Origin of the sequence: Escherichia sp. MOD1-EC7003 (assembly GCF_002965065.1) — a bacterium.
Classification (GTDB): Bacteria; Pseudomonadota; Gammaproteobacteria; order Enterobacterales; family Enterobacteriaceae; genus Escherichia.
This window is the reverse complement of record NZ_PTRE01000025.1, coordinates 1-21,005: the sequence shown is the minus strand read 5'-3', so window position 1 is coordinate 21,005 and position 21,005 is coordinate 1. Positions and strand designations below refer to the sequence as shown.

Here is a 21,005-nt window from a genome sequence, read left to right as displayed (position 1 = left end):
CTTTGCGGTGCTTTCCTGGAAGAACGACATGTCATATACACCGATGAGTGATCTCGGACAACAAGGGTTGTTCGACATCACTCGGACACTATTGCAGCAGCCAGATCTGGCCTCGCTGTGTGAGGCTCTTTCGCAACTGGTAAAGCGTTCTGCGCTCGCCGACAACGCTGCGATTGTGTTGTGGCAAGCGCAGACTCAACGTGCGTCTTATTACGCGTCGCGTGAAAAAGACACCCCCATTAAATATGAAGACGAAACTGTTCTGGCACACGGTCCGGTACGCAGCATTTTGTCGCGCCCTGATACACTGCATTGCAATTACGAAGAATTTTGTGAAACCTGGCCGCAGCTGGCCACTAGTGGGCTATACCCCAAATTTGGTCACTATTGCCTGATGTCACTGGCGGCAGAAGGGCATATTTTTGGTGGCTGTGAATTTATTCGTTATGACGATCGCCCCTGGAGCGAAAAAGAGTTCAATCGTCTGCAAACATTTACGCAGATCGTTTCTGTCGTCACCGAACAAATCCAGAGCCGCGCCGTTAACAATGTCGACTATGAGTTGTTATGCCGGGAACGCGATAACTTCCGCATCCTGGTCGCCATCACTAACGCGGTGCTTTCCCGCCTGGATATGGACGAACTGGTCAGCGAAGTCGCAAAAGAAATCCATTACTACTTCGACATTGACGATATCAGCATCGTCTTACGCGGCCACCGTAAAAACAAACTCAACATCTACTCCACTCACTATCTTGATAAACAGCATCCCGCCCACGAACAGAGCGAAGTCGATGAAGCCGGAACCCTCACCGAACGCGTGTTCAAAAGCAAAGAGATGCTACTGATTAATCTCCACGAGCGGGACGATTTAGCCCCCTATGAGCGCATGTTGTTCGACACCTGGGGCAACCAGATTCAAACCTTGTGCCTGTTACCGCTGATGTCTGGCAACACCATGCTGGGCGTGCTGAAACTGGCACAATGTGAAGAGAAGGTCTTTACCACTACCAATCTGAATTTACTGCGCCAGATTGCCGAACGTGTGGCAATCGCTGTCGATAACGCCCTCGCCTATCAGGAAATCCATCGTTTGAAAGAACGGCTGGTTGATGAAAACCTCGCCCTGACTGAGCAGCTCAACAATGTTGATAGTGAATTTGGCGAGATTATTGGCCGCAGCGAAGCCATGTACAGCGTGCTTAAACAAGTTGAAATGGTGGCGCAAAGTGACAGTACCGTTCTGATCCTCGGTGAAACTGGCACAGGTAAGGAACTGATTGCCCGCGCGATCCATAATCTCAGTGGGCGTAATAATCGCCGCATGGTAAAAATGAACTGCGCGGCAATGCCTGCCGGATTGCTGGAAAGCGATCTGTTTGGTCATGAACGTGGGGCTTTTACCGGTGCCAGCGCCCAGCGCATTGGTCGTTTTGAACTGGCAGATAAAAGCTCTCTGTTCCTTGACGAAGTGGGCGATATGCCACTGGAGCTACAGCCGAAGTTGCTGCGTGTTTTGCAGGAACAGGAGTTTGAACGCCTCGGCAGCAACAAAATCATTCAGACGGACGTACGGTTAATTGCCGCGACTAACCGCGATCTGAAAAAAATGGTCGCCGACCGTGAGTTCCGTAGCGATCTCTATTACCGTCTGAATGTCTTCCCGATACACCTGCCGCCACTACGCGAACGTCCGGAAGATATTCCGCTGCTGGCGAAAGCCTTTACCTTCAAAATTGCCCGTCGTCTGGGGCGCAATATCGACAGCATTCCGGCCGAGACGCTGCGCACCTTAAGTAGCATGGAGTGGCCGGGTAACGTACGCGAGCTGGAAAACGTCATTGAGCGCGCGGTATTGCTGACACGTGGCAACGTGCTGCAGCTGTCATTGCCAGATATTGCTTTACCGGAGCCTGAAACGCCGCCTGCCGCAACGGTTGTCGCCCTGGAGGGCGAAGATGAATATCAGTTGATCGTACGTGTATTAAAAGAGACTAATGGCGTAGTCGCGGGTCCGAAAGGCGCCGCCCAGCGTATGGGGCTGAAACGCACCACGCTGCTATCACGGATGAAGCGGCTGGGAATTGATAAATCAGCATTGGTTTAACAAATGTGGTTATACTCGATCAACATTAAATGAAAGGAGGCAGTATGGCAGTTTCAGCAAGAAATCAATTAACCGGAACAGTTAGCTCAGTAGCAATGGGCGCGGTGAATGATGAAGTAGAATTGACGCTGGCAGGTGGTGCAAAGCTGGTGGCCATTGTGACTCACAGCAGCCAGCAGGCTCTGAGGCTGGCAAAAGGGAAAGAAGCGATTGCCCTGATTAAAGCCCCGTGGGTAACGCTGGCAACGGAAGACTGTGGACTGAAATTCTCCGCTCGCAACCAATTTGCAGGTAGCGTTTCGACAATTACCGCAGGCGCAGTGAATACTACTGTCCATATCAAAACAGATGCGAGTTTTGAAATTGTGGCGGTGGTAACAAATGAAAGCCAGGAAGAAATGAAACTCACCACTGGGTCGCGCGTTATTGCATTGATCAAGGCATCAGCAATCCTGATTGCGACCAAAGCGTAAGCGCCGTATTTGCCGGAGAGGATAGCACTCCGGCAAATTTATTTCTTTGGACGATATTTTTCTGGTAACTCCGGCACCGGACGTTTGTCATCAATCAGATGGCGTACGGTTAAGATCGGATGACGCCATAACATTCGCGGCCCGGCCCAACGCATAATTTGCCTCATCTCCTCACGCTTTGCTGGCTGATAACAGTGCACCGGACACTGCTTACAGGCGGGTTTCTCTTCACCAAACACACATTTATCCAGCCGCTTTTGCGCGTAAGCAAACAACGCTTCGTAATGTTCCGGCTCTGCTGACGCCTGCGGGCATTTCGCCTGATAAAGATCGATCATTTTTTTAATCGTCAGTTTTTCACGAGAGATACGCTTGCCGGACATGCTGCCTCCACCTCATTAAGATGTGTTTATATTACAACTTAATCTTAAAGGGCACTATGACTCTAAAGAAGAAGGATTCTCAAACCAACACAATTTTGCGTACTTGCTTCGTCAGCATCACACAAAAGCTGCAAAACAGCATCTTTCCCGGAACTGGCATCAAGAACTCACCGTTAGCTTCTTCCCCTGAAATGATTAACTCCGGTATCATGTGCGCCTTATGTGATTACAACGAAAATAAAAACTATCACACCCCATTTAATATCAGGGAAGCGGACATAACCCCATGAGTGTAATAGAAAATTTCGATGCCCATACCCCCATGATGCAGCAGTATCTCAAGCTGAAAGCCCAGCATCCTGAGATCCTGCTGTTTTACCGGATGGGTGACTTTTACGAACTATTTTATGACGACGCGAAACGAGCGTCGCAACTGCTGGATATTTCACTGACTAAACGCGGTGCTTCAGCGGGCGAGCCGATCCCGATGGCAGGTATCCCCTACCATGCGGTGGAAAACTATCTCGCCAAACTGGTGAATCAGGGCGAGTCGGTTGCTATTTGTGAACAAATTGGCGATCCGGCGACCAGCAAAGGTCCGGTCGAGCGAAAAGTTGTCCGTATCGTTACGCCGGGCACCATCAGCGATGAAGCGCTGTTGCAGGAGCGTCAGGACAACCTGCTGGCGGCTATCTGGCAGGACAGCAAAGGTTTCGGCTACGCGACGCTGGATATCAGTTCAGGTCGTTTTCGCCTGAGTGAACCGGCTGACCGCGAAACGATGGCGGCAGAACTGCAACGCACTAATCCGGCAGAACTGCTGTATGCAGAAGATTTTGCTGAAATGTCGTTAATTGAAGGTCGTCGCGGCTTGCGCCGTCGCCCGCTGTGGGAGTTTGAAATCGACACCGCGCGCCAACAGTTGAATCTACAATTTGGCACCCGCGATCTGGTCGGTTTTGGCGTCGAGAACGCGCCGCGCGGACTTTGTGCCGCCGGTTGTCTGTTGCAGTATGCGAAAGACACCCAACGCACGACCCTGCCACATATTCGTTCTATTACGATGGAACGTGAGCAGGACAGCATCATTATGGATGCCGCGACGCGTCGTAACCTTGAAATTACCCAGAACCTGGCGGGCGGTGCGGAAAACACGCTGGCTTCCGTGCTCGACTGCACTGTAACGCCGATGGGTAGCCGTATGCTGAAACGCTGGCTGCATATGCCAGTGCGCGATACCCGCGTGTTGCTTGAGCGCCAACAAACTATTGGCGCATTGCAGGATTTCACCGCCGAGCTGCAGCCGGTACTGCGTCAGGTGGGCGACCTGGAACGTATTCTGGCACGTCTGGCGTTGCGTACCGCTCGCCCGCGCGATCTGGCCCGTATGCGTCATGCTTTCCAGCAACTGCCGGAGCTGCGTGCGCAATTAGAAAATGTCGATAGTGCACCGGTACAGGCGCTGCGTGAGAAAATGGGCGAGTTTGCCGAGCTGCGCGATCTGCTGGAGCGAGCAATCATCGACACACCGCCGGTGCTGGTACGCGACGGTGGTGTTATCGCATCGGGCTATAACGAAGAGCTGGATGAGTGGCGGGCGCTGGCTGACGGCGCGACCGATTATCTGGAGCGTCTGGAAATCCGCGAGCGTGAACGTACCGGCCTGGACACGCTGAAAGTCGGCTTTAACGCGGTGCACGGCTACTACATTCAAATCAGCCGTGGGCAAAGCCATCTGGCACCAATCAACTACATGCGTCGCCAGACGCTGAAAAACGCCGAGCGCTATATCATTCCAGAGCTGAAAGAGTACGAAGATAAAGTTCTCACCTCAAAAGGCAAAGCGCTGGCACTGGAAAAACAGCTTTATGAAGAGCTGTTCGACCTGTTGTTGCCGCATCTGGAAGCGTTGCAACAGAGCGCAAGCGCGCTGGCAGAACTTGATGTTCTGGTTAACCTGGCAGAGCGGGCCTATACCCTGAACTACACCTGCCCGACCTTTATTGATAAACCTGGCATTCGCATTACCGAAGGCCGCCATCCGGTGGTTGAGCAGGTGCTGAATGAGCCGTTTATCGCCAACCCGCTGAACCTGTCATCGCAGCGCCGCATGTTGATCATTACCGGTCCGAATATGGGCGGTAAAAGTACCTATATGCGCCAGACCGCACTGATTGCACTGATGGCCTACATCGGCAGCTATGTACCAGCACAAAAAGTCGAGATCGGCCCGATTGACCGTATCTTTACCCGTGTGGGCGCGGCTGACGACCTGGCATCCGGGCGTTCAACCTTTATGGTAGAGATGACCGAAACCGCCAATATTCTGCATAACGCCACCGAGTACAGTCTGGTGTTGATGGATGAGATTGGGCGTGGGACGTCCACTTACGATGGCCTGTCGCTGGCATGGGCGTGCGCGGAAAATCTGGCGAATAAGATTAAAGCATTGACGCTGTTTGCCACCCACTACTTTGAACTGACTCAACTGCCGGAAAAAATGGAAGGCGTCGCCAACGTGCATCTCGATGCGCTGGAGCACGGCGACACCATTGCCTTTATGCACAGCGTGCAGGATGGCGCAGCGAGCAAAAGCTACGGCCTGGCAGTGGCTGCGCTGGCGGGCGTGCCAAAAGAGGTTATTAAGCGCGCACGACAAAAACTGCGTGAGCTGGAAAGCATTTCGCCGAACGCCGCCGCTACACAGGTTGATGGTACGCAAATGTCTTTGCTGTCCGTACCAGAAGAAACCTCACCTGCGGTCGAAGCACTGGAAAATCTCGACCCGGATTCACTCACCCCGCGTCAGGCGTTGGAGTGGATTTATCGCTTGAAGAGTCTGGTGTAATAACAATTCCCGATAGTCTTTTGCTATCGGGAATATTAACGACAACAGAAGAATCAAATAAAAATACCCTGTATAATAAGAGAGCTTATCTTACAGGGTAAAACTATGTCATCTTCACGCTATAAAAAAATTGATGCTCATCGCTATCGTCATATATGGGCCGTTGGTGATATTCATGGTGATTATCAATTATTACAATCCCGCTTATATCAACTCTCTTTTTGTCCCGAAACTGACTTGCTTATTTCCACGGGCGATAACATTGATCGTGGGCCGGAGAGTCTTAACGTGCTGCGCCTGCTAAACCAGCCCTGGTTTACATCGGTTAAAGGTAACCACGAAGCGATGGCGCTTGATGCATTCGAAACTGGCGATGGCAATATGTGGCTTGCCAGCGGTGGTGACTGGTTTTTCGATTTAAATGATACGGAACAACAGGATGCAATAGATCTGTTGCTGAGATTCCATCACCTTCCGCATATTATTGAAATTACTAACGACATAATAAAATATGTCATCGCACATGCAGATTATCCGGGGAATGAATATCACTTTGGCAAAGAAATAGCGGAAAGCGAATTACTCTGGCCAGTTGATCGCGTGCAGAAATCGCTTAATGGCGAGTTACAAGAAATAAACGGCGCTGATTATTTTATATTTGGACATATGATGTTTGCAAATATCCAGATATTTGCCAATCAGATTTATATTGATACCGGCTCGCCGGAAAGCGGACGGTTATCGTTTTATAGAATTAAATAATATGACCGGGTAAAGCAAAACCTCTACCCGGCACTTTTTTATTAACGCTTATCTGCCGCCAGCAGCGGTGGAATACTCGGCACCATTGGCGCGTCATCAATATCTTTCTGCGTCATACGGAACGCTTGTGGATAATGTTCGCGGCTGGTGCGACGCAGCGGTTCAGTATCGCGCCAGGTATAAAGGCAATGCTGGCACTGGTAGACCGTCCAGACATCTTTCACCGGCGATTTCGCCATCACTTCAATCTGTTCATCGGCACAACGTGGACAAATCATCTTCTTCTCCTTATTTACGTGCGGCCAGCATAGCGGTCAGTTTTTCAGCCCAGGCTTTGGTTTCCGGTAAATCGACCACCGGCTGGCTGTAGTGACCACGATTGTCCGGGGCAACAGGCGTGGTGGCGTCGATAATCAGCTTGTCGGTGATCCCCGCCGGACTTGAGCCTGGATCAAGTTCCAGCACGGACATATTTGGCAACTGCACCAGATCGCCCGCCGGGTTCACTTTTGAGGAGAGCGCCCACATCACCTGCGGCAGGTTGAACGGGTCAACGTCTTCATCGACCATAATCACCATCTTCACGTAGCCCAGACCGTGCGGCGTGGTCATCGCACGCAGGCCCACGGCGCGGGCAAAGCCGCCGTAGCGTTTTTTGGTGGAGATTATCGCCAGCAGGCCGTGGGTGTACATGGCGTTCACCGCCTGCACTTCCGGGAACTCAGCTTTCAGCTGCTGATACAGCGGCACACAGGTGGCTGGCCCCATCAGGTAGTCGATTTCGGTCCACGGCATGCCGAGATAGAGTGATTCAAAAATCGGTTTCGTGCGATAAGAGACTTTATCGATACGCACCACGGTCATGTTGCGCCCGCCGGAGTAGTGGCCGGTAAATTCACCAAACGGTCCTTCAATTTCGCGTTTACGGCTTTCGATTACCCCTTCGAGGATCACCTCCGATCCCCACGGTACATCAAAACCGGTCAGCGGCGCAGTGGCGATCGGGTACGGGCTTTCGCGCAGCGCACCTGCCATTTCGTACTCGGACTGATCGTATTTCAGCGGGGTAGCGCCCATCAGTGTGATGATCGGATCGTTACCCAGGGTGATCGCAATCGGCAAATCTTCACCGCGCTCTTCCGCTTTATGCAGATGCAGGGCGATATCGTGCATCGGCACCGGTTGCAGGCCGAGCTTACGCTTGCCCTTCACTTCCATGCGGTAGATGCCGACGTTCTGCTTGCCGAAGTTATCCGGGTCGAGCGGATCGCGAGAAACGACGCAGGCTTTATCGAGATAGAAACCGCCATCGCCATCATTCAGACGAAACAGCGGCAGAATATCGAACAGATTGATCTCGTCGCCATCGACAGTGTTCTGCGCCCAGGCCGGATTCGCGCGGCGCTCAGGGGCAATCGGGAAGTTATCCCAGCGACGGATAAACTCATCAATCTGTTTTTTAACCGGGGTATTCGGCGGCAGGCCGAGGGAAATGGCGTGGTTTTGCCAGGAACCGATGGTGTTCATCGCCACGCGAGCATCGGTAAAGCCGCGAATATTATCAAACCACAGCGCCGGTGCGCCGTCGCCGATACGCCCGGTGGCGTTGGCAGCGGCTGCCAGATCAGGCTCGGCGTTCACTTCTTCACTGATTTTCAGTAACTGGCCGTGGTCATCAAGCGCCTGTAAAAAGCTGCGTAAATCATCAAATGCCATTATTCATTCTCCTGAGAAAAATTCCGGGCCTGCGGCAATCCTTGCCAGCGCCTGGCGTGAGGATGTTCGAGGCCAAATTGATCCAGCACGCGGGCAACCACGTGGTGGACAATGTCATCTACCGTTTCGGGATGGTTATAAAAGGCAGGCATGGGCGGCACCATCGCCACGCCCATGCGTGAAAGTGCGAGCATATTTTCGAGATGGATGGTGCTAAGCGGCATTTCACGCGGCACCAGCACCAGTTTGCGGCCTTCTTTCAGAATGACATCGGCAGCGCGCCCCACCAGCCCTTCGGCGTAACCGGCACGGATACCGGCGAGCGTTTTCATACTGCATGGAATAACGATCATACCGTCGGTACGAAAGGAGCCGGATGAGATGGTTGCCGCCTGGTCCGCAGGGTTATGGCAGAAGTCTGCGAGGGCAGCAACATTGCGAGCGCTATAAGGCGTTTCCAGTTCAATGGTGGTTTTCGCCCACGTTGACATCACCAGATGAGTCTCGACATTCGGCATCTCCCGCAGGGCTTGCAGTAATGCCACACCAAGAGGCGCTCCGGTGGCCCCTGTCATCCCGACGATCAGTCTCATTGTTAACTCTCTTAATTGTTCGTACACGAACATTATTATTAAAATACGCCTCTGTTCCCATCGCAGCAAGCACTGAAAAGTAACAACATCCCCTTCGTCACTGAAAAACCGCTATGATAGCGGCAGATAGTTAGCCCGGAGTTTACATGGCGTTACGAAATAAAGCGTTCCATCAGTTACGACAGCTTTTTCAGCAGCACACATCTCGCTGGCAGCATGAGCTACCTGACCTGACCAAACCGCAGTACGCGGTGATGTGCGCCATTGCTGATAAGCCTAGTATCGAACAGGTTGCGCTGATAGAAGCAGCAGTCAGCACCAAAGCAACGCTGGCAGAAATGCTGGCTCGAATGGAAAATCGTGGCTTAGTCAGGCGAGAACATGACACCGCCGATAAGCGGCGACGCTTTGTCTGGCTGACTGCCGAAGGAGAAAAGGCACTTGCTGCGGCAATACCGATTGGTGACAGTGTGGATGCGGAATTTTTGGGGCGTTTGAGTGGAGAAGAGCAGGAGCTATTTATGCAACTGGTGCGCAAGATGATGGCTTCGTAGCATATTACGCCGGAGCCGTCCTGTTCCCCTCACCACCAGGGTCGAAGGGACTGTCCGATCTCTTTTTTAGACTTTATTATCAGATAAAAAAAGGCCAACCTCGCTTGAGACTGGCCTTTTTGACAGTTACTTACTCGCGGAACAGCGCTTCGATATTCAGCCCCTGAGTCTGCAAAATCTCACGCAGACGGCGTAGACCTTCAACCTGAATCTGGCGAACACGTTCACGGGTGAGGCCAATTTCACGGCCTACATCTTCCAGTGTTGCCGCTTCATATCCCAGCAAACCGAATCGACGTGCCAACACTTCACGCTGCTTGGCGTTCAGTTCGAACAGCCATTTGACGATGCTCTGCTTCATATCGTCATCTTGCGTGGTATCTTCCGGACCGTTCTCTTTTTCATCGGCCAGGATGTCCAGCAACGCTTTTTCGGAATCACCACCCAGCGGGGTGTCTACCGAGGTAATACGCTCGTTAAGACGAAGCATACGGCTGACGTCATCAACTGGCTTATCCAGTTGCTCTGCGATCTCTTCTGCACTTGGTTCGTGGTCCAGCTTATGGGACAACTCACGTGCGGTTCGCAGGTAAACGTTCAGCTCCTTTACGATGTGAATCGGCAAACGAATAGTACGGGTTTGGTTCATAATAGCCCGTTCTATCGTCTGGCGAATCCACCAGGTTGCGTATGTTGAGAAGCGGAAACCACGTTCCGGGTCAAACTTCTCAACTGCGCGGATAAGCCCTAAATTGCCCTCTTCGATCAGATCCAATAACGCCAGACCACGATTGCCATAACGGCGGGCAATTTTTACCACCAGACGCAAGTTACTCTCAATCATCCGGCGACGTGAAGCGACATCTCCACGCAGTGCGCGACGCGCGAAATAAACTTCTTCTTCGGCCGTTAACAGTGGTGAATAACCAATCTCACCAAGGTAAAGCTGAGTCGCGTCCAACACACGTTGTGTGGCACCCTGCGATAACAGTTCCTCTTCGGCCAAATCGTTATCACTGGGTTCCTCTTCTACTAAGGCCTTTTCGTCAAAAACCTCAACTCCGTTCTCATCAAATTCCGCATCTTCATTTGCATCATGAACTTTCAGCGTATTCTGACTCATAAGGTGGCTCCTACCCGTGATCCCTTGACGGAACATTCAAGCAAAAGCCTGGTTCCGCCGATTTATCGCTGCGGCAAATAACGCAGCGGGTTTACGGATTTCCCCTTGTAACGAATTTCAAAATGCAAGCGTGTTGAACTGGTTCCGGTGCTACCCATGGTTGCTATTTTTTGCCCCGCCTTCACTTCTTGTTGTTCCCGGACCAGCATTGTGTCGTTATGGGCGTAGGCACTCAGGTAATCATCATTATGTTTGATGATAATCAGATTACCGTAGCCGCGCAGCGCGTTACCGGCATAAACAACGCGGCCATCTGCGGTCGCGATAATTGCCTGTCCTTTGCTGCCTGCGATATCAATCCCCTTGTTACCCCCCTCAGAAGCGCCAAAGGTTTCGATCACTTTGCCCTCAGTCGGCCAGCGCCAGGTGGAGATAGGCGTACTGGTTGATGTACTGCTGACAGTCGGCTCGGTTGTGCTTGCTGTTGGTACCGTTACAGGCGCTGTGACCGTGGTCACAGTTGGCTTGTTGTTCGGCAACATTTTGTTAGCACTCAGTTCACCCGAAGACTCAGAATACGTAATTGTTGGTTGCGACGCAACAGCAACGGTGGAATTTTGTGCAGGCTTGATCACAACACCTTGCTCTGCTGCGTCGGCCTGGGTAATGGCATTTCCACCAGTGATTGGCGTACCGGAAGCATTACCCACCTGTAAGATCTGACCGACGTTCAGCGCATATGGCGCCTGAACATTGTTGCGCTGAGCAAGGTCACGGAAATCGTTGCCGGTAATCCAGGCGATATAGAAAAGCGTGTCGCCTTTTTTCACGGTGTATGTACTGCCGCTATAACTGCCTTTCGGAATGTTCCCATACTGACGGTTGTAGACGATGCGTCCGTTTTCCACTTGTACCGGTTGCTGAGCTACTGGCTGCACTGGCTGGATTTGCGGCTGTTGAGTAGCCTGAATTTGTGGCTGCTGTACCGGCTGAATTTGCGGTTGCTGCGCTGCCGACGTCGTCCCCATTTTCGGCGGCGGCGTAATCAACATACCAGAATTGGTGTTTGCAGGCGCATTGCCATTCACGGAGCTGACCGGTGCCGGTGGATTTGAAGTGTCAGAACAGCCTGCCAACCATAGCGAAACCAGTGATAAAGCCGCAATGCGGCGAACGGTGAATTTTGGGCTTCCCGCGCTCATTTATCCCCCAGGAAAAATTGGTTAATAACCAGTGACATAATTACCGTGCAAGGCACCATACTGAACACTGGAAAAGATGTTCACGATACGCTGACCTGCGGCAAAATAACCAGGAAAAATCTAGGTATTTCCTCACATATTAAGCCAGCTCACCCTTCACTAAAGGGACAAAGCGCACGGCCTCCACGGTATCGATAATAAATTCGCCTCCCCGACGACGCACCCGTTTCAAATACTGGTGCTCATCCCCTACGGGTAAGACGAGAATCCCACCTTCATCCAGCTGCGTCATTAGCGCAGTTGGAATTTCCGGCGGTGCCGCCGTAACAATGATAGCGTCAAACGGCGCACGTGCCTGCCAACCTTGCCATCCATCGCCATGACGGGTTGAAACATTATGTAAATCAAGATTTTTCAGGCGGCGACGCGCCTGCCACTGCAAGCCTTTAATCCGTTCGACCGAGCAAACATGCTGGACAAGGTGCGCCAGGATTGCCGTTTGATATCCCGAACCAGTGCCAATTTCCAGCACCCGCGACTGCGGCGTCAGTTCGAGTAATTCGGTCATTCGTGCCACCATATACGGCTGTGAAATTGTCTGCCCCTGACCTATCGGCAAGGCAATATTGTCCCAGGCTTTTTGCTCAAACGCTTCATCAACGAATTTTTCACGCGGCACGGCGGCAAGTGCATTCAGCACCTGCTCATCCTGAATACCTTGCGCACGTAATTGATCCAGAAGTGCCTGTACGCGTCTGCTTACCATTGCGTGCCAACTCCCACGCTGTTTAACCAGTCTGAAACCACATCTTGCGCGCTATGCGCAGTCAAATCCACATGCAGCGGCGTGATGGAGACATAGCCCTCATCTACCGCAGCAAAATCGGTCCCCGGGCCGGCATCACATTTACCGCCCGGTGGGCCAATCCAGTACAACGTATTGCCGCGCGGATCTTGCTGCGGGATCACCTGATCTGCCGGATGTCGTGTACCGCAGCGCGTCACGCGGATACCTTTGATTTGATCCAACGGTAAATCCGGAACATTGATATTAAGAATACGCCCGGTGCGCAGCGGCTCTTTACACAGTGCGCGCAAAATTGAACAGGTTACCGCCGCGGCAGTGTCGTAATGTTTATGCCCGTCAAGCGAGACGGCAAGCGCCGGAAAACCTAAATGACGGCCTTCCATCGCGGCGGCTACCGTACCGGAATAGATAACATCATCCCCCAGATTCGGCCCAGCGTTAATCCCGGACACAACAATGTCCGGGCGCGGACGCATCAGAGCATTCACGCCAAGATAGACGCAATCGGTCGGGGTTCCCATTTGCACAGCAATATCACCATTTTCAAAGGTAAACGTGCGCAGGGAGGACTCCAGTGTCAGAGAATTTGAAGCGCCGCTGCGGTTACGATCGGGGGCGACCACCTGAACGTCAGCAAACTCACGCAAGGCTTTCGCCAGCGTTTGTATACCGGGTGCATGTACCCCGTCATCATTACTCAGCAATATGCGCATAATCACCTGTTGTGTTGATAAGTTCCCTGACAACGCTGGTTGCAAAACTTCCCGCCGGAAGCCAGAAACGGATTTCTACGGTGACGTCATCCCACCAATTCCAGCTTAATTGTTGCGGATACAGCAGCATCGCTCTGCGCGCGGCCTCAACTTTTTCGCGCACCAGTAAGGCTTGTAATTCAGTTTCTTCGGCGACAGCCGCTTGTTCGAATGCCAGCGCTTCACGCTGAGTTCCCCATTCGCCACTGCCCGGCAATGCAGCGGTTATCATCAGCTCTTTATCATCGACGCGACGTTGCAGTTCAGCCATTTCTTCGATGGTTGCTACAAACCAACTGCCGCGTCCGGCTAATTGTAGCGCATCGCCGTCAACAACTTGATTAACGTCTGCTTTTTTGATGCGTTCAGCAACAATCTGATTAAACAACGTACTGCGGGCTGCCGACAACCAAAAACTACGTTTATTGCGATCGCGCACCGGAGTATTGGTTTGCGCCCAGCGCAGCGCGCCCTGCAAGTTGCTGCCGCCAATCCCAAAACGCTGAGCACCAAAATAGTTCGGGACACCTTTAACGCAAATATCGATCAGACGTTGTTCTACGTCATCGCGATTGCTCACTTCGCGTAGTACCAGGGTAAAGGCGTTACCTTTCAGCGCCCCTAAACGCAGCTTACGCTTGTGTCGCGCATACTCCAGCACCTGACAACCTTCCAGTTGAAAAGCACTGAGATCCGGCATCTCTTTGCCCGGCACGCGAGCGCATAACCACTGTTCCGTAACAGCATGTTTGTCTTTTTGCCCAGCGAAGCTGACTTCACGGGCATGAATTTTCAGGAATTTCGCCAGTGCATCAGCCACAAAACGGGTATTGCAGCCGTTTTTGAGGATTCTAATCAGAATATGCTCACCTTCACCATCAGGCGCAAAGCCCAAATCTTCCACCACCACAAAGTCTTCCGGATTGGCCTTCAGCAGCCCGGAGCCTTGCGGTTTGCCGTGGAGGTAAGTGAGATTATCAAACTCAATCATTTTGTTGCCTTAATGAGTAGCGCCACCGCTTCACAGGCAATCCCTTCCCCACGTCCGGTAAATCCCAGTTTTTCCGTAGTAGTGGCTTTCACGTTAACATCATCCATATGGCAGCCGAGATCTTCGGCAATAAACACGCGCATTTGTGGAATGTGCGGCAACATCTTCGGGGCCTGAGCGATGATAGTGACATCGACGTTGCCAAGGGTATAGCCCTTAGCCTGAATGCGCCGCCAGGCTTCGCGTAGCAGCTCGCGGCTGTCCGCACCTTTAAATGCCGGATCGGTATCCGGGAACAGCTTGCCTATATCCCCCAACGCCGCCGCGCCAAGTAAGGCATCGGTTAATGCATGTAACGCCACGTCGCCATCAGAATGCGCCAGCAATCCTTTTTCGTAAGGAATACGTACACCACCAATGATAATTGGGCCTTCACCGCCAAAGGCGTGTACGTCAAAACCGTGTCCAATCCGCATTATGTATTCTCCTGATGGATGATTCGGGTGAGGTAAAACTCGGCCAGTGCCAAATCTTCCGGGCGCGTGACTTTAATGTTATCCGCGCGGCCTTCGACCAGCTGCGGATGGAATCCGCAATATTCCAGTGCCGAGGCTTCGTCGGTAATGGTTGCACCTTCATTTAAAGCGCGCGTCAGGCAGTCATGTAACAACTCACGAGGGAAAAATTGCGGCGTCAGCGCGTGCCATAAGCCGTTGCGATCAACGGTATGAGCAATCGCATTTTTGCCCGGCTCGGCACGTTTCATCGTATCGCGCACCGGTGCGGCGAGGATCCCCCCCGTGTGGCTGGTTTCGCTCAACGCCAACAAGCGCGCGAGGTCATCCTGATGCAGACAAGGACGAGCGGCGTCATGCACCAGTACCCACTGCGCGTTGCCAGCGGCTTTCAGACCTGCCAGCACGGAATCGGCACGCTCATCACCGCCATCTACAACGGTGATTTGTGGATGATTCGCCAGAGGAAGTTGTGCAAAACGGCTATCGCCAGGACTTATGGCAATGACGACACGAGTCACCCGAGGATGCGCCAGCAGCGCATGCACCGAGTGTTCAAGAATGGTTTGATTACCGATTGAGAGATATTGCTTAGGACATTCCGTTTGCATTCGACGGCCAAATCCGGCCGCCGGAACCACGGCGCAAACATCCAAATGAGTGGTTGCCATGTTAATTCCTGGGCTGATTTATCGATTGTTTTGCCCCGCAGACTGTGCGCGCTTCGACGCGTCAGGCACCAGACGATAAAAAGTTTCGCCCGGCCTGGTCATGCTGAGTTCATTACGCGCACGCTCTTCGAGCGCCTCCTGGCCGCCATTGAGATCGTCAATTTCGGCAAAAAGTTGATCGTTTCGCGCTTTAAGTTTCGCGTTTGTAGCTTGCTGTGCCGCCACATCATTATTGACGCGGGTATAGTCATGTATACCGTTCTTACCGAACCACAGCGAGTACTGTAGCCAGACCAGAATAGCCAGCAACAGCAGCGTTAGTTTACCCATCCTGCCCCCTGAAAAACGGCATCATCATCCCATGCATCCGAAGACGACTCTACATCCTCTGTTGGGGATACCGCGACAACGCGGGCAAATGTACCACATTTGTCTATTGTTACGTATACCCAGGGCGTGCAGAACATAATCTCATTATTAGTTACGGTTTGAATTATGAACAGCGGAGACGGGAAAGTACAAATTAGCCCAGTAGCCACATAAACAGCGCGCCAAACATAATGCCGACTGTCACCAGGGTGAAAACAATACTGTAGCGTAGCTTTCCGTCCATCAATGAATGCAGCGCAATCCCCACCACCACCGCAACGGGCATCAGCGCCAGAAAGAAAGGCCAGGTGTAGATAAAGAAGAACAGCGTGTTAGAGCCATAAATCAACATCGGCATCGCCAGCGCAAATAACCAGGAGATAAAACCGACCACGGCACCTGACAGTGACCATGTGGTTTCTTCATCCTCAGTAAGGCTGTCGTTACTTGTTAGTGTAATGTTATGGCTATTACGCATATTTGATCCTGTTACTTTGACGAACCGGGCGTGCAAGCCCGGTAGTGTCTCAGGATCTGATAATATCGTTCTGTCTCAGCAGATCTAATAATTGAGTTACCAAATTTGTTACTAATTGTTCACCATTAAGATGAACTTCAGGAGATTCAGGCGCTTCGTAAACGGAATCTATTCCCGTAAAATTGCGCAGCTCCCCTGCACGCGCTTTCTTATATAAGCCTTTTGGATCGCGGGCCTCGCAAATCGCCAGCGGCGTATCGACAAATACTTCGATAAATCGCCCTTCTCCTACGCGTTCGCGAATCATCTGCCGTTCAGCGCGATGTGGCGAGATAAACGCGGTCAGCACCACCAGTCCGGCTTCAACCATCAAATTCGCCACTTCACCGACGCGACGGATATTCTCTTTACGATCGGCATCGCTAAAACCGAGATCGCTGCATAATCCGTGGCGAACATTGTCGCCATCCAGCAGATACGTACTGACGCCGAGTTTATGTAACGCCTCCTCCAGCGCCCCGGCGACCGTGGATTTACCGGATCCGGAGAGGCCGGTAAACCACAGCACTACACCACGATGACCGTGGTGTAGCTCGCGTTGTTGCGCAGTGACCGGATGGCTATGCCAGACGACGTTTTCGTCATGCTGCGCCATTATTTATCCCCCAGCAAATCGCGCGCGCCCCAGTGCGGGAAATGGCGACGTACTAACGCATTCAGTTCCAGCTCGAACGCGCTAAATTCCGACGGCGCAACGGCAGCCTCGTTTTTCGGCTCTTGCACCATACCGGCACCCACGGTCACGTTGCTCAGGCGATCGATAAAAATCAGCCCGCCCATCACCGGGTTTTGCTGATAGTGATCTAACACCAGCGGCTCGTCAAAAGTGAGATCCACCAGGCCGATGCCGTTCAGCGGCAAGTTTTCAACTTCGCGCTGGGTAAGGTTATTAATATCAACCTGATAGCGAATGCCATCAACACGAGCGCGCGTCTTCTTACCAGCAATTTTGATGTCGTAACTCTGCCCAGGGGAAAGCGGTTGTTCTGCCATCCATACCACATCCACCGACGCACTCTGCACTGCCGGCAACGCTTCATCTGCCGCCAGCAACAGATCGCCACGGCTGATATCAATCTCATCCGTCAGCACCAGGGTGATCGCTTCTCCGGCAAAGGCTTCTTCGCGATCGCCATCAAAAGTAACGATCCGCGCAATATTTGACTCCACGCCAGAGGGCAACACTTTGACACGTTGCCCGACTTCCACGCGACCAGAAGCCAGCGTTCCGGCATAGCCACGAAAATCAAGATTCGGTCGGTTAACGTACTGCACAGGGAAGCGCATTGGCTGGGCATCCACCACTCGCTGGATCTCCACGGTTTCCAGCACTTCGAGCAGTGTCGGGCCGCTGTACCACGGCATACTTTCACTTTGCGAAGCCACGTTGTCGCCTTCCAGTGCGGAGAGTGGCACAAAACGGATATCCAGATTACCCGGCAACTGCCCGGCAAAGGTCAGATAATCTTCACGAATACGGGTGAACGTCTCTTCACTGTAATCCACCAGATCCATTTTGTTGATCGCCACAACCAGATGTTTGATCCCCAACAGCGTGGAGATAAAACTGTGACGACGGGTTTGATCGAGCACGCCTTTACGGGCATCAATCAGCAAGATCGCCAGTTCACATGTTGACGCGCCGGTCGCCATATTGCGGGTGTATTGCTCGTGCCCTGGGGTATCAGCGATAATAAATTTACGCTTCTCGGTAGAGAAATAGCGGTAAGCCACATCAATGGTGATGCCCTGTTCGCGCTCAGCTTGCAGGCCATCCACCAACAGCGCCAGATCCAGCTTTTCGCCCTGGGTGCCGTGACGCTTGCTGTCGTTATGCAGCGATGAGAGCTGATCTTCGTAGATTTGGCGGGTATCGTGCAGCAGGCGACCAATCAGGGTACTTTTGCCGTCATCGACGCTACCACAGGTCAGAAAACGCAGCAGGCTTTTATGTTGTTGCGCAATCATCCAGGCTTCGACGCCGCCTTCATTGGCGATTTGTTGTGCAAGTGCGGTGTTCATTTTAAAAATACCCCTGACGTTTTTTCAGCTCCATAGATCCCGCCTGGTCGCGGTCAATCACGCGTCCCTGACGTTCACTGGTGGTGGAGACCAGCATCTCTTCGATGATCTCCGGCAGTGTTTGTGCATTTGACTCCACCGCACCGGTCAGCGGCCAGCAGCCCAGCGTACGAAAACGCACCATCCGTTTTTTAATCACTTCACCCGGTTGCAGGTCGATACGGTTGTCATCAATCATCATCAACATACCGTCGCGTTCCAGAACCGGACGTTCCGCAGCGAGATACAGCGGAACAATGTCGATATTTTCCAGCCAGATGTATTGCCAGATATCCTGCTCGGTCCAGTTGGAAAGCGGAAAGACACGGATACTTTCGCCTTTGTTTATTTGCCCGTTGTAGTTGTGCCATAGCTCCGGACGCTGGTTTTTCGGATCCCAGCGATGGAAGCGGTCACGGAAAGAGTAGATTCGCTCTTTAGCACGAGATTTCTCTTCGTCACGACGTGCGCCACCGAAGGCGGCATCAAAGCCGTACTTGTTCAGTGCCTGCTTCAGGCCTTCGGTTTTCATAATATCGGTATGTTTCGCGCTGCCGTGAACGAATGGATTAATCCCCATCGCCACACCTTCTGGGTTTTTATGCACCAGCAACTCGCAGCCGTAGGCTTTCGCCGTGCGATCGCGGAACTCATACATCTCGCGGAATTTCCAGCCAGTATCGACATGCAGCAATGGGAAAGGCAGCGTACCAGGATAAAACGCCTTGCGCGCCAGATGCAGCATGACGCTGGAATCTTTACCGATTGAGTAAAGCATCACCGGATTTGAGAATTCTGCCGCCACCTCGCGAATAATGTGGATGCTTTCTGCCTCCAGTTGCAGCAGGTGAGTAAGTCGTTTTTGCTCCATAACCGTTCCTTTGCAATACTGCTATTTTCTTGCCATCAGATGTTTCGACTATAGGGAGCGTAAGAGAACGAATGAAATTACCAATTAGAATGAGTAGTTCCTTAACGGAATAACGATTTGGCAAAGCTAATATCAAAAAGTGCTTAAGGCACCGGATTTCGGGCGTTTAGGAAGATTTGAAATTGTTTTAGCGCTGCGGCAGTTTCATACTATGGCGGTAAAAAAAATTTGCATGGTATTTAAGGACTCACTATGTTTTCCGCATTGCGCCACCGTACCGCTGCCCTGGCGCTCGGCGTATGCTTTATTCTCCCCGTACACGCCTCGTCACCTAAACCTGGCGATTTTGCTAATACCCAGGCACGACATATTGCGACTTTCTTTCCGGGACGCATGACAGGAACTCCAGCAGAAATGTTATCTGCGGATTATATTCGCCAACAGTTTCAGCAAATGGGTTATCGCAGTGATATTCGGACATTTAATAGCCGATATATTTACACTGCCCGCGATAATCGCAAGAACTGGCATAACGTGACGGGAAGTACGGTCATTGCTGCTCATGATGGCAAAGCGCCGCAGCAGATCATCATTATGGCGCATCTGGATACTTACGCCCCGCTGAGTGATGCTGACGCAGATGCCAATCTCGGCGGGCTGACGTTACAAGGAATGGATGATAACGCTGCAGGTCTGGGCATCATGCTTGAGCTGGCAGATCGTCTGAAAAATACGCCTACCGAGTATGGTATTCGTTTTGTGGCGACCAGTGGCGAAGAGGAAGGTAAATTAGGCGCTGAGAATTTACTCAAGCGGATGAGTGACACCGAAAAGAAAAATACGCTGCTGGTGATTAATCTCGATAACTTAATTGTTGGCGATAAATTGTATTTCAACAGCGGTGTAAAAACCCCTGAAGCAGTAAGGAAATTAACGCGCGACAGGGCGCTGGCGATTGCCCGCAGTCATGGAATTGCCGCAACGACCAATCCGGGCTTAAATAAAAATTATCCCAAAGGCACCGGGTGTTGTAATGACGCCGAGGTTTTCGACAAAGCCGGTATTGCCGTACTTTCAGTAGAAGCAACAAACTGGAGTCTGGGAAATAAAGATGGTTATCAGCAACGCGCAAAAACAGCCGCATTCCCTGAGGGAACTAGCTGGCATGATGTAAGACTGGATAATCAACAGCATATTGATAAGGCACTTCCAGGAAGAACAGAACGTCGCTGCAGTGACGTTATGCGGATAATGCTACCTCTGGTGAAGGAGCTGGCGAAGGCGTCTTGATGAGTTTGATAATGGAAGCTCCCCCAGTGATATCCATCATCGCATCCAGTGCGTCCGGTTTATCCCCGCTGACGCGGGGAACACTCCGGCAAAGGGCGTGCGCTTCTTGCGCGGTACGGTTCATCCCCGCTGGCGCGGGGAACACTACGTTCCGCCCGGCCATGCGGTCGCCATCCACGGTTTATCCCCGCTGGCGCGGGGAACACGTTGTACTGACTCAGGAATGTTGAACGGTCACCGGTTTATCCCCGCTGACGCGGGGAACACCTCTTTGTGGGAGTCATTACAGCCGCGTAAGTCGGTTTATCCCCGCTGGCGCGCTGAGGAATCCCCAGTAATGGGCGGGTAAAAAAAGACAGGCATAGAGTTTTGTGATCT

Annotated in this window: 24 protein-coding genes; 6 read left to right on the top strand and 18 right to left on the bottom strand. The window is 52.1% G+C overall.

Going from position 1 to position 21,005, the window contains the following annotated elements; all coding sequences use genetic code 11:
- Positions 1-28 precede the first annotated feature (28 nt).
- Together flhA and A7090_RS03765 are read left to right on the top strand one after the other, a co-directional pair.
- On the top strand, positions 29-2,107 hold the full coding sequence (gene flhA, locus A7090_RS03770; RefSeq protein ID WP_105273089.1) for a formate hydrogenlyase transcriptional activator FlhA: 2,079 nt from the start codon (positions 29-31) through the stop codon (positions 2,105-2,107).
- 44 nt (positions 2,108-2,151) lie between these two features.
- Entirely contained in the window at positions 2,152-2,580 is a 429-nt protein-coding gene (locus tag A7090_RS03765) for a TOBE domain-containing protein (protein WP_105273088.1), read from the top strand.
- Between the two features lie 38 nt (positions 2,581-2,618).
- Here A7090_RS03765 and A7090_RS03760 read toward each other — a convergent pair whose 3' ends face one another.
- A complete protein-coding gene (locus tag A7090_RS03760; RefSeq protein WP_105273087.1) occupies positions 2,619-2,963 on the bottom strand; it encodes a nitrous oxide-stimulated promoter family protein in 345 nt (114 codons plus the stop codon).
- Positions 2,964-3,042: 79 nt separating this feature from the next.
- On the bottom strand, positions 3,043-3,174 hold the full coding sequence (locus A7090_RS26105) for a hypothetical protein (RefSeq protein ID WP_198599561.1): 132 nt from the start codon (positions 3,172-3,174) through the stop codon (positions 3,043-3,045).
- A gap of 75 nt (positions 3,175-3,249) precedes the next feature.
- Between A7090_RS26105 and mutS the strand changes: the two genes are divergently transcribed.
- The gene (gene mutS, locus A7090_RS03755) at positions 3,250-5,811 is read left to right on the top strand and encodes a DNA mismatch repair protein MutS (RefSeq protein ID WP_105273086.1); all 2,562 of its coding nucleotides are present in this window, start codon (positions 3,250-3,252) and stop codon (positions 5,809-5,811) included.
- 105 nt (positions 5,812-5,916) lie between these two features.
- Positions 5,917-6,573 (top strand): protein-serine/threonine phosphatase, encoded by a 657-nt coding sequence (gene pphB / locus A7090_RS03750; RefSeq protein WP_105273085.1) that lies wholly within the window; start codon positions 5,917-5,919, stop codon positions 6,571-6,573.
- A 41-nt stretch (positions 6,574-6,614) separates the two neighbouring features.
- On the opposite strand, the gene A7090_RS03745 is transcribed toward pphB, so the two are convergent.
- From A7090_RS03745 to A7090_RS03735, 3 genes are read right to left on the bottom strand one after another with little or no spacing between them, the layout of a single operon-like run.
- Entirely contained in the window at positions 6,615-6,851 is a 237-nt protein-coding gene (locus A7090_RS03745) for a non-oxidative hydroxyarylic acid decarboxylases subunit D (RefSeq protein WP_000562985.1), read from the bottom strand.
- A gap of 10 nt (positions 6,852-6,861) precedes the next feature.
- Positions 6,862-8,289 carry a non-oxidative hydroxyarylic acid decarboxylases subunit C gene (locus A7090_RS03740; RefSeq protein ID WP_088542241.1) on the bottom strand — a complete coding sequence of 476 codons (1,428 nt, stop codon included), beginning with the start codon at positions 8,287-8,289 and terminating at the stop codon, positions 6,862-6,864.
- Positions 8,289-8,882 carry a non-oxidative hydroxyarylic acid decarboxylases subunit B gene (locus A7090_RS03735; protein ID WP_105273084.1) on the bottom strand — a complete coding sequence of 198 codons (594 nt, stop codon included), beginning with the start codon at positions 8,880-8,882 and terminating at the stop codon, positions 8,289-8,291. The genes A7090_RS03740 and A7090_RS03735 overlap by 1 nt, the downstream gene beginning before the upstream one ends.
- 146 nt (positions 8,883-9,028) lie before the next feature.
- Between A7090_RS03735 and A7090_RS03730 the strand changes: the two genes are divergently transcribed.
- On the top strand, positions 9,029-9,436 hold the full coding sequence (locus A7090_RS03730) for a MarR family winged helix-turn-helix transcriptional regulator (RefSeq protein ID WP_105273083.1): 408 nt from the start codon (positions 9,029-9,031) through the stop codon (positions 9,434-9,436).
- Positions 9,437-9,566: 130 nt separating this feature from the next.
- Here the strand turns inward: A7090_RS03730 and rpoS are convergent, their stop codons facing one another.
- From rpoS to cysD, 12 genes are all read right to left on the bottom strand, one after another.
- On the bottom strand, positions 9,567-10,559 hold the full coding sequence (rpoS, locus tag A7090_RS03725; protein ID WP_105273082.1) for an RNA polymerase sigma factor RpoS: 993 nt from the start codon (positions 10,557-10,559) through the stop codon (positions 9,567-9,569).
- Positions 10,560-10,621: 62 nt separating this feature from the next.
- Positions 10,622-11,710 (bottom strand): murein hydrolase activator NlpD, encoded by a 1,089-nt coding sequence (gene nlpD, locus A7090_RS03720; protein ID WP_342365287.1) that lies wholly within the window; start codon positions 11,708-11,710, stop codon positions 10,622-10,624.
- A 190-nt stretch (positions 11,711-11,900) separates the two neighbouring features.
- Entirely contained in the window at positions 11,901-12,527 is a 627-nt protein-coding gene (gene pcm, locus A7090_RS03715; protein ID WP_105273080.1) for a protein-L-isoaspartate O-methyltransferase, read from the bottom strand.
- Positions 12,521-13,282 carry a 5'/3'-nucleotidase SurE gene (surE, locus tag A7090_RS03710; RefSeq protein WP_001295182.1) on the bottom strand — a complete coding sequence of 254 codons (762 nt, stop codon included), beginning with the start codon at positions 13,280-13,282 and terminating at the stop codon, positions 12,521-12,523. Before surE ends, pcm begins: the two co-directional genes overlap by 7 nt.
- Positions 13,263-14,312: a tRNA pseudouridine(13) synthase TruD gene (gene truD, locus A7090_RS03705; RefSeq protein ID WP_105273079.1), complete on the bottom strand. Its 1,050-nt coding sequence runs from the start codon at positions 14,310-14,312 to the stop codon at positions 13,263-13,265. Before truD ends, surE begins: the two co-directional genes overlap by 20 nt.
- Complete coding sequence (gene ispF / locus A7090_RS03700; protein WP_001219242.1) at positions 14,309-14,788, bottom strand: 2-C-methyl-D-erythritol 2,4-cyclodiphosphate synthase; 480 nt, start codon at positions 14,786-14,788, stop codon at positions 14,309-14,311. The genes truD and ispF overlap by 4 nt, the downstream gene beginning before the upstream one ends.
- The gene (ispD, locus tag A7090_RS03695; RefSeq protein ID WP_105273078.1) at positions 14,788-15,498 is read right to left on the bottom strand and encodes a 2-C-methyl-D-erythritol 4-phosphate cytidylyltransferase; all 711 of its coding nucleotides are present in this window, start codon (positions 15,496-15,498) and stop codon (positions 14,788-14,790) included. The genes ispF and ispD overlap by 1 nt, the downstream gene beginning before the upstream one ends.
- 18 nt (positions 15,499-15,516) lie before the next feature.
- Entirely contained in the window at positions 15,517-15,828 is a 312-nt protein-coding gene (ftsB, locus tag A7090_RS03690; protein ID WP_000517479.1) for a cell division protein FtsB, read from the bottom strand.
- A gap of 193 nt (positions 15,829-16,021) precedes the next feature.
- Entirely contained in the window at positions 16,022-16,345 is a 324-nt protein-coding gene (locus A7090_RS03680) for a DUF3561 family protein (protein ID WP_105273076.1), read from the bottom strand.
- Between the two features lie 49 nt (positions 16,346-16,394).
- Positions 16,395-17,000, bottom strand: coding sequence for an adenylyl-sulfate kinase (gene cysC, locus A7090_RS03675; protein ID WP_105273075.1), 606 nt, complete (start codon positions 16,998-17,000; stop codon positions 16,395-16,397).
- Positions 17,000-18,427 (bottom strand): sulfate adenylyltransferase subunit CysN, encoded by a 1,428-nt coding sequence (cysN, locus tag A7090_RS03670; protein ID WP_105273074.1) that lies wholly within the window; start codon positions 18,425-18,427, stop codon positions 17,000-17,002. The genes cysC and cysN overlap by 1 nt, the downstream gene beginning before the upstream one ends.
- Position 18,428: 1 nt before the next feature.
- The gene (cysD, locus tag A7090_RS03665; RefSeq protein WP_105273073.1) at positions 18,429-19,337 is read right to left on the bottom strand and encodes a sulfate adenylyltransferase subunit CysD; all 909 of its coding nucleotides are present in this window, start codon (positions 19,335-19,337) and stop codon (positions 18,429-18,431) included.
- Between the two features lie 252 nt (positions 19,338-19,589).
- Here cysD and iap point away from each other — a divergent pair, with 252 nt between their 5' ends.
- A complete protein-coding gene (iap, locus tag A7090_RS03660) occupies positions 19,590-20,627 on the top strand; it encodes an alkaline phosphatase isozyme conversion aminopeptidase (protein WP_105273072.1) in 1,038 nt (345 codons plus the stop codon).
- Here the strand turns inward: iap and A7090_RS25945 are convergent.
- Positions 20,578-20,805 carry a hypothetical protein gene (locus A7090_RS25945; RefSeq protein WP_157941439.1) on the bottom strand — a complete coding sequence of 76 codons (228 nt, stop codon included), beginning with the start codon at positions 20,803-20,805 and terminating at the stop codon, positions 20,578-20,580. The two genes, iap and A7090_RS25945, sit on opposite strands and share 50 nt — an antisense overlap.
- Positions 20,806-21,005: the final 200 nt, after the last annotated feature.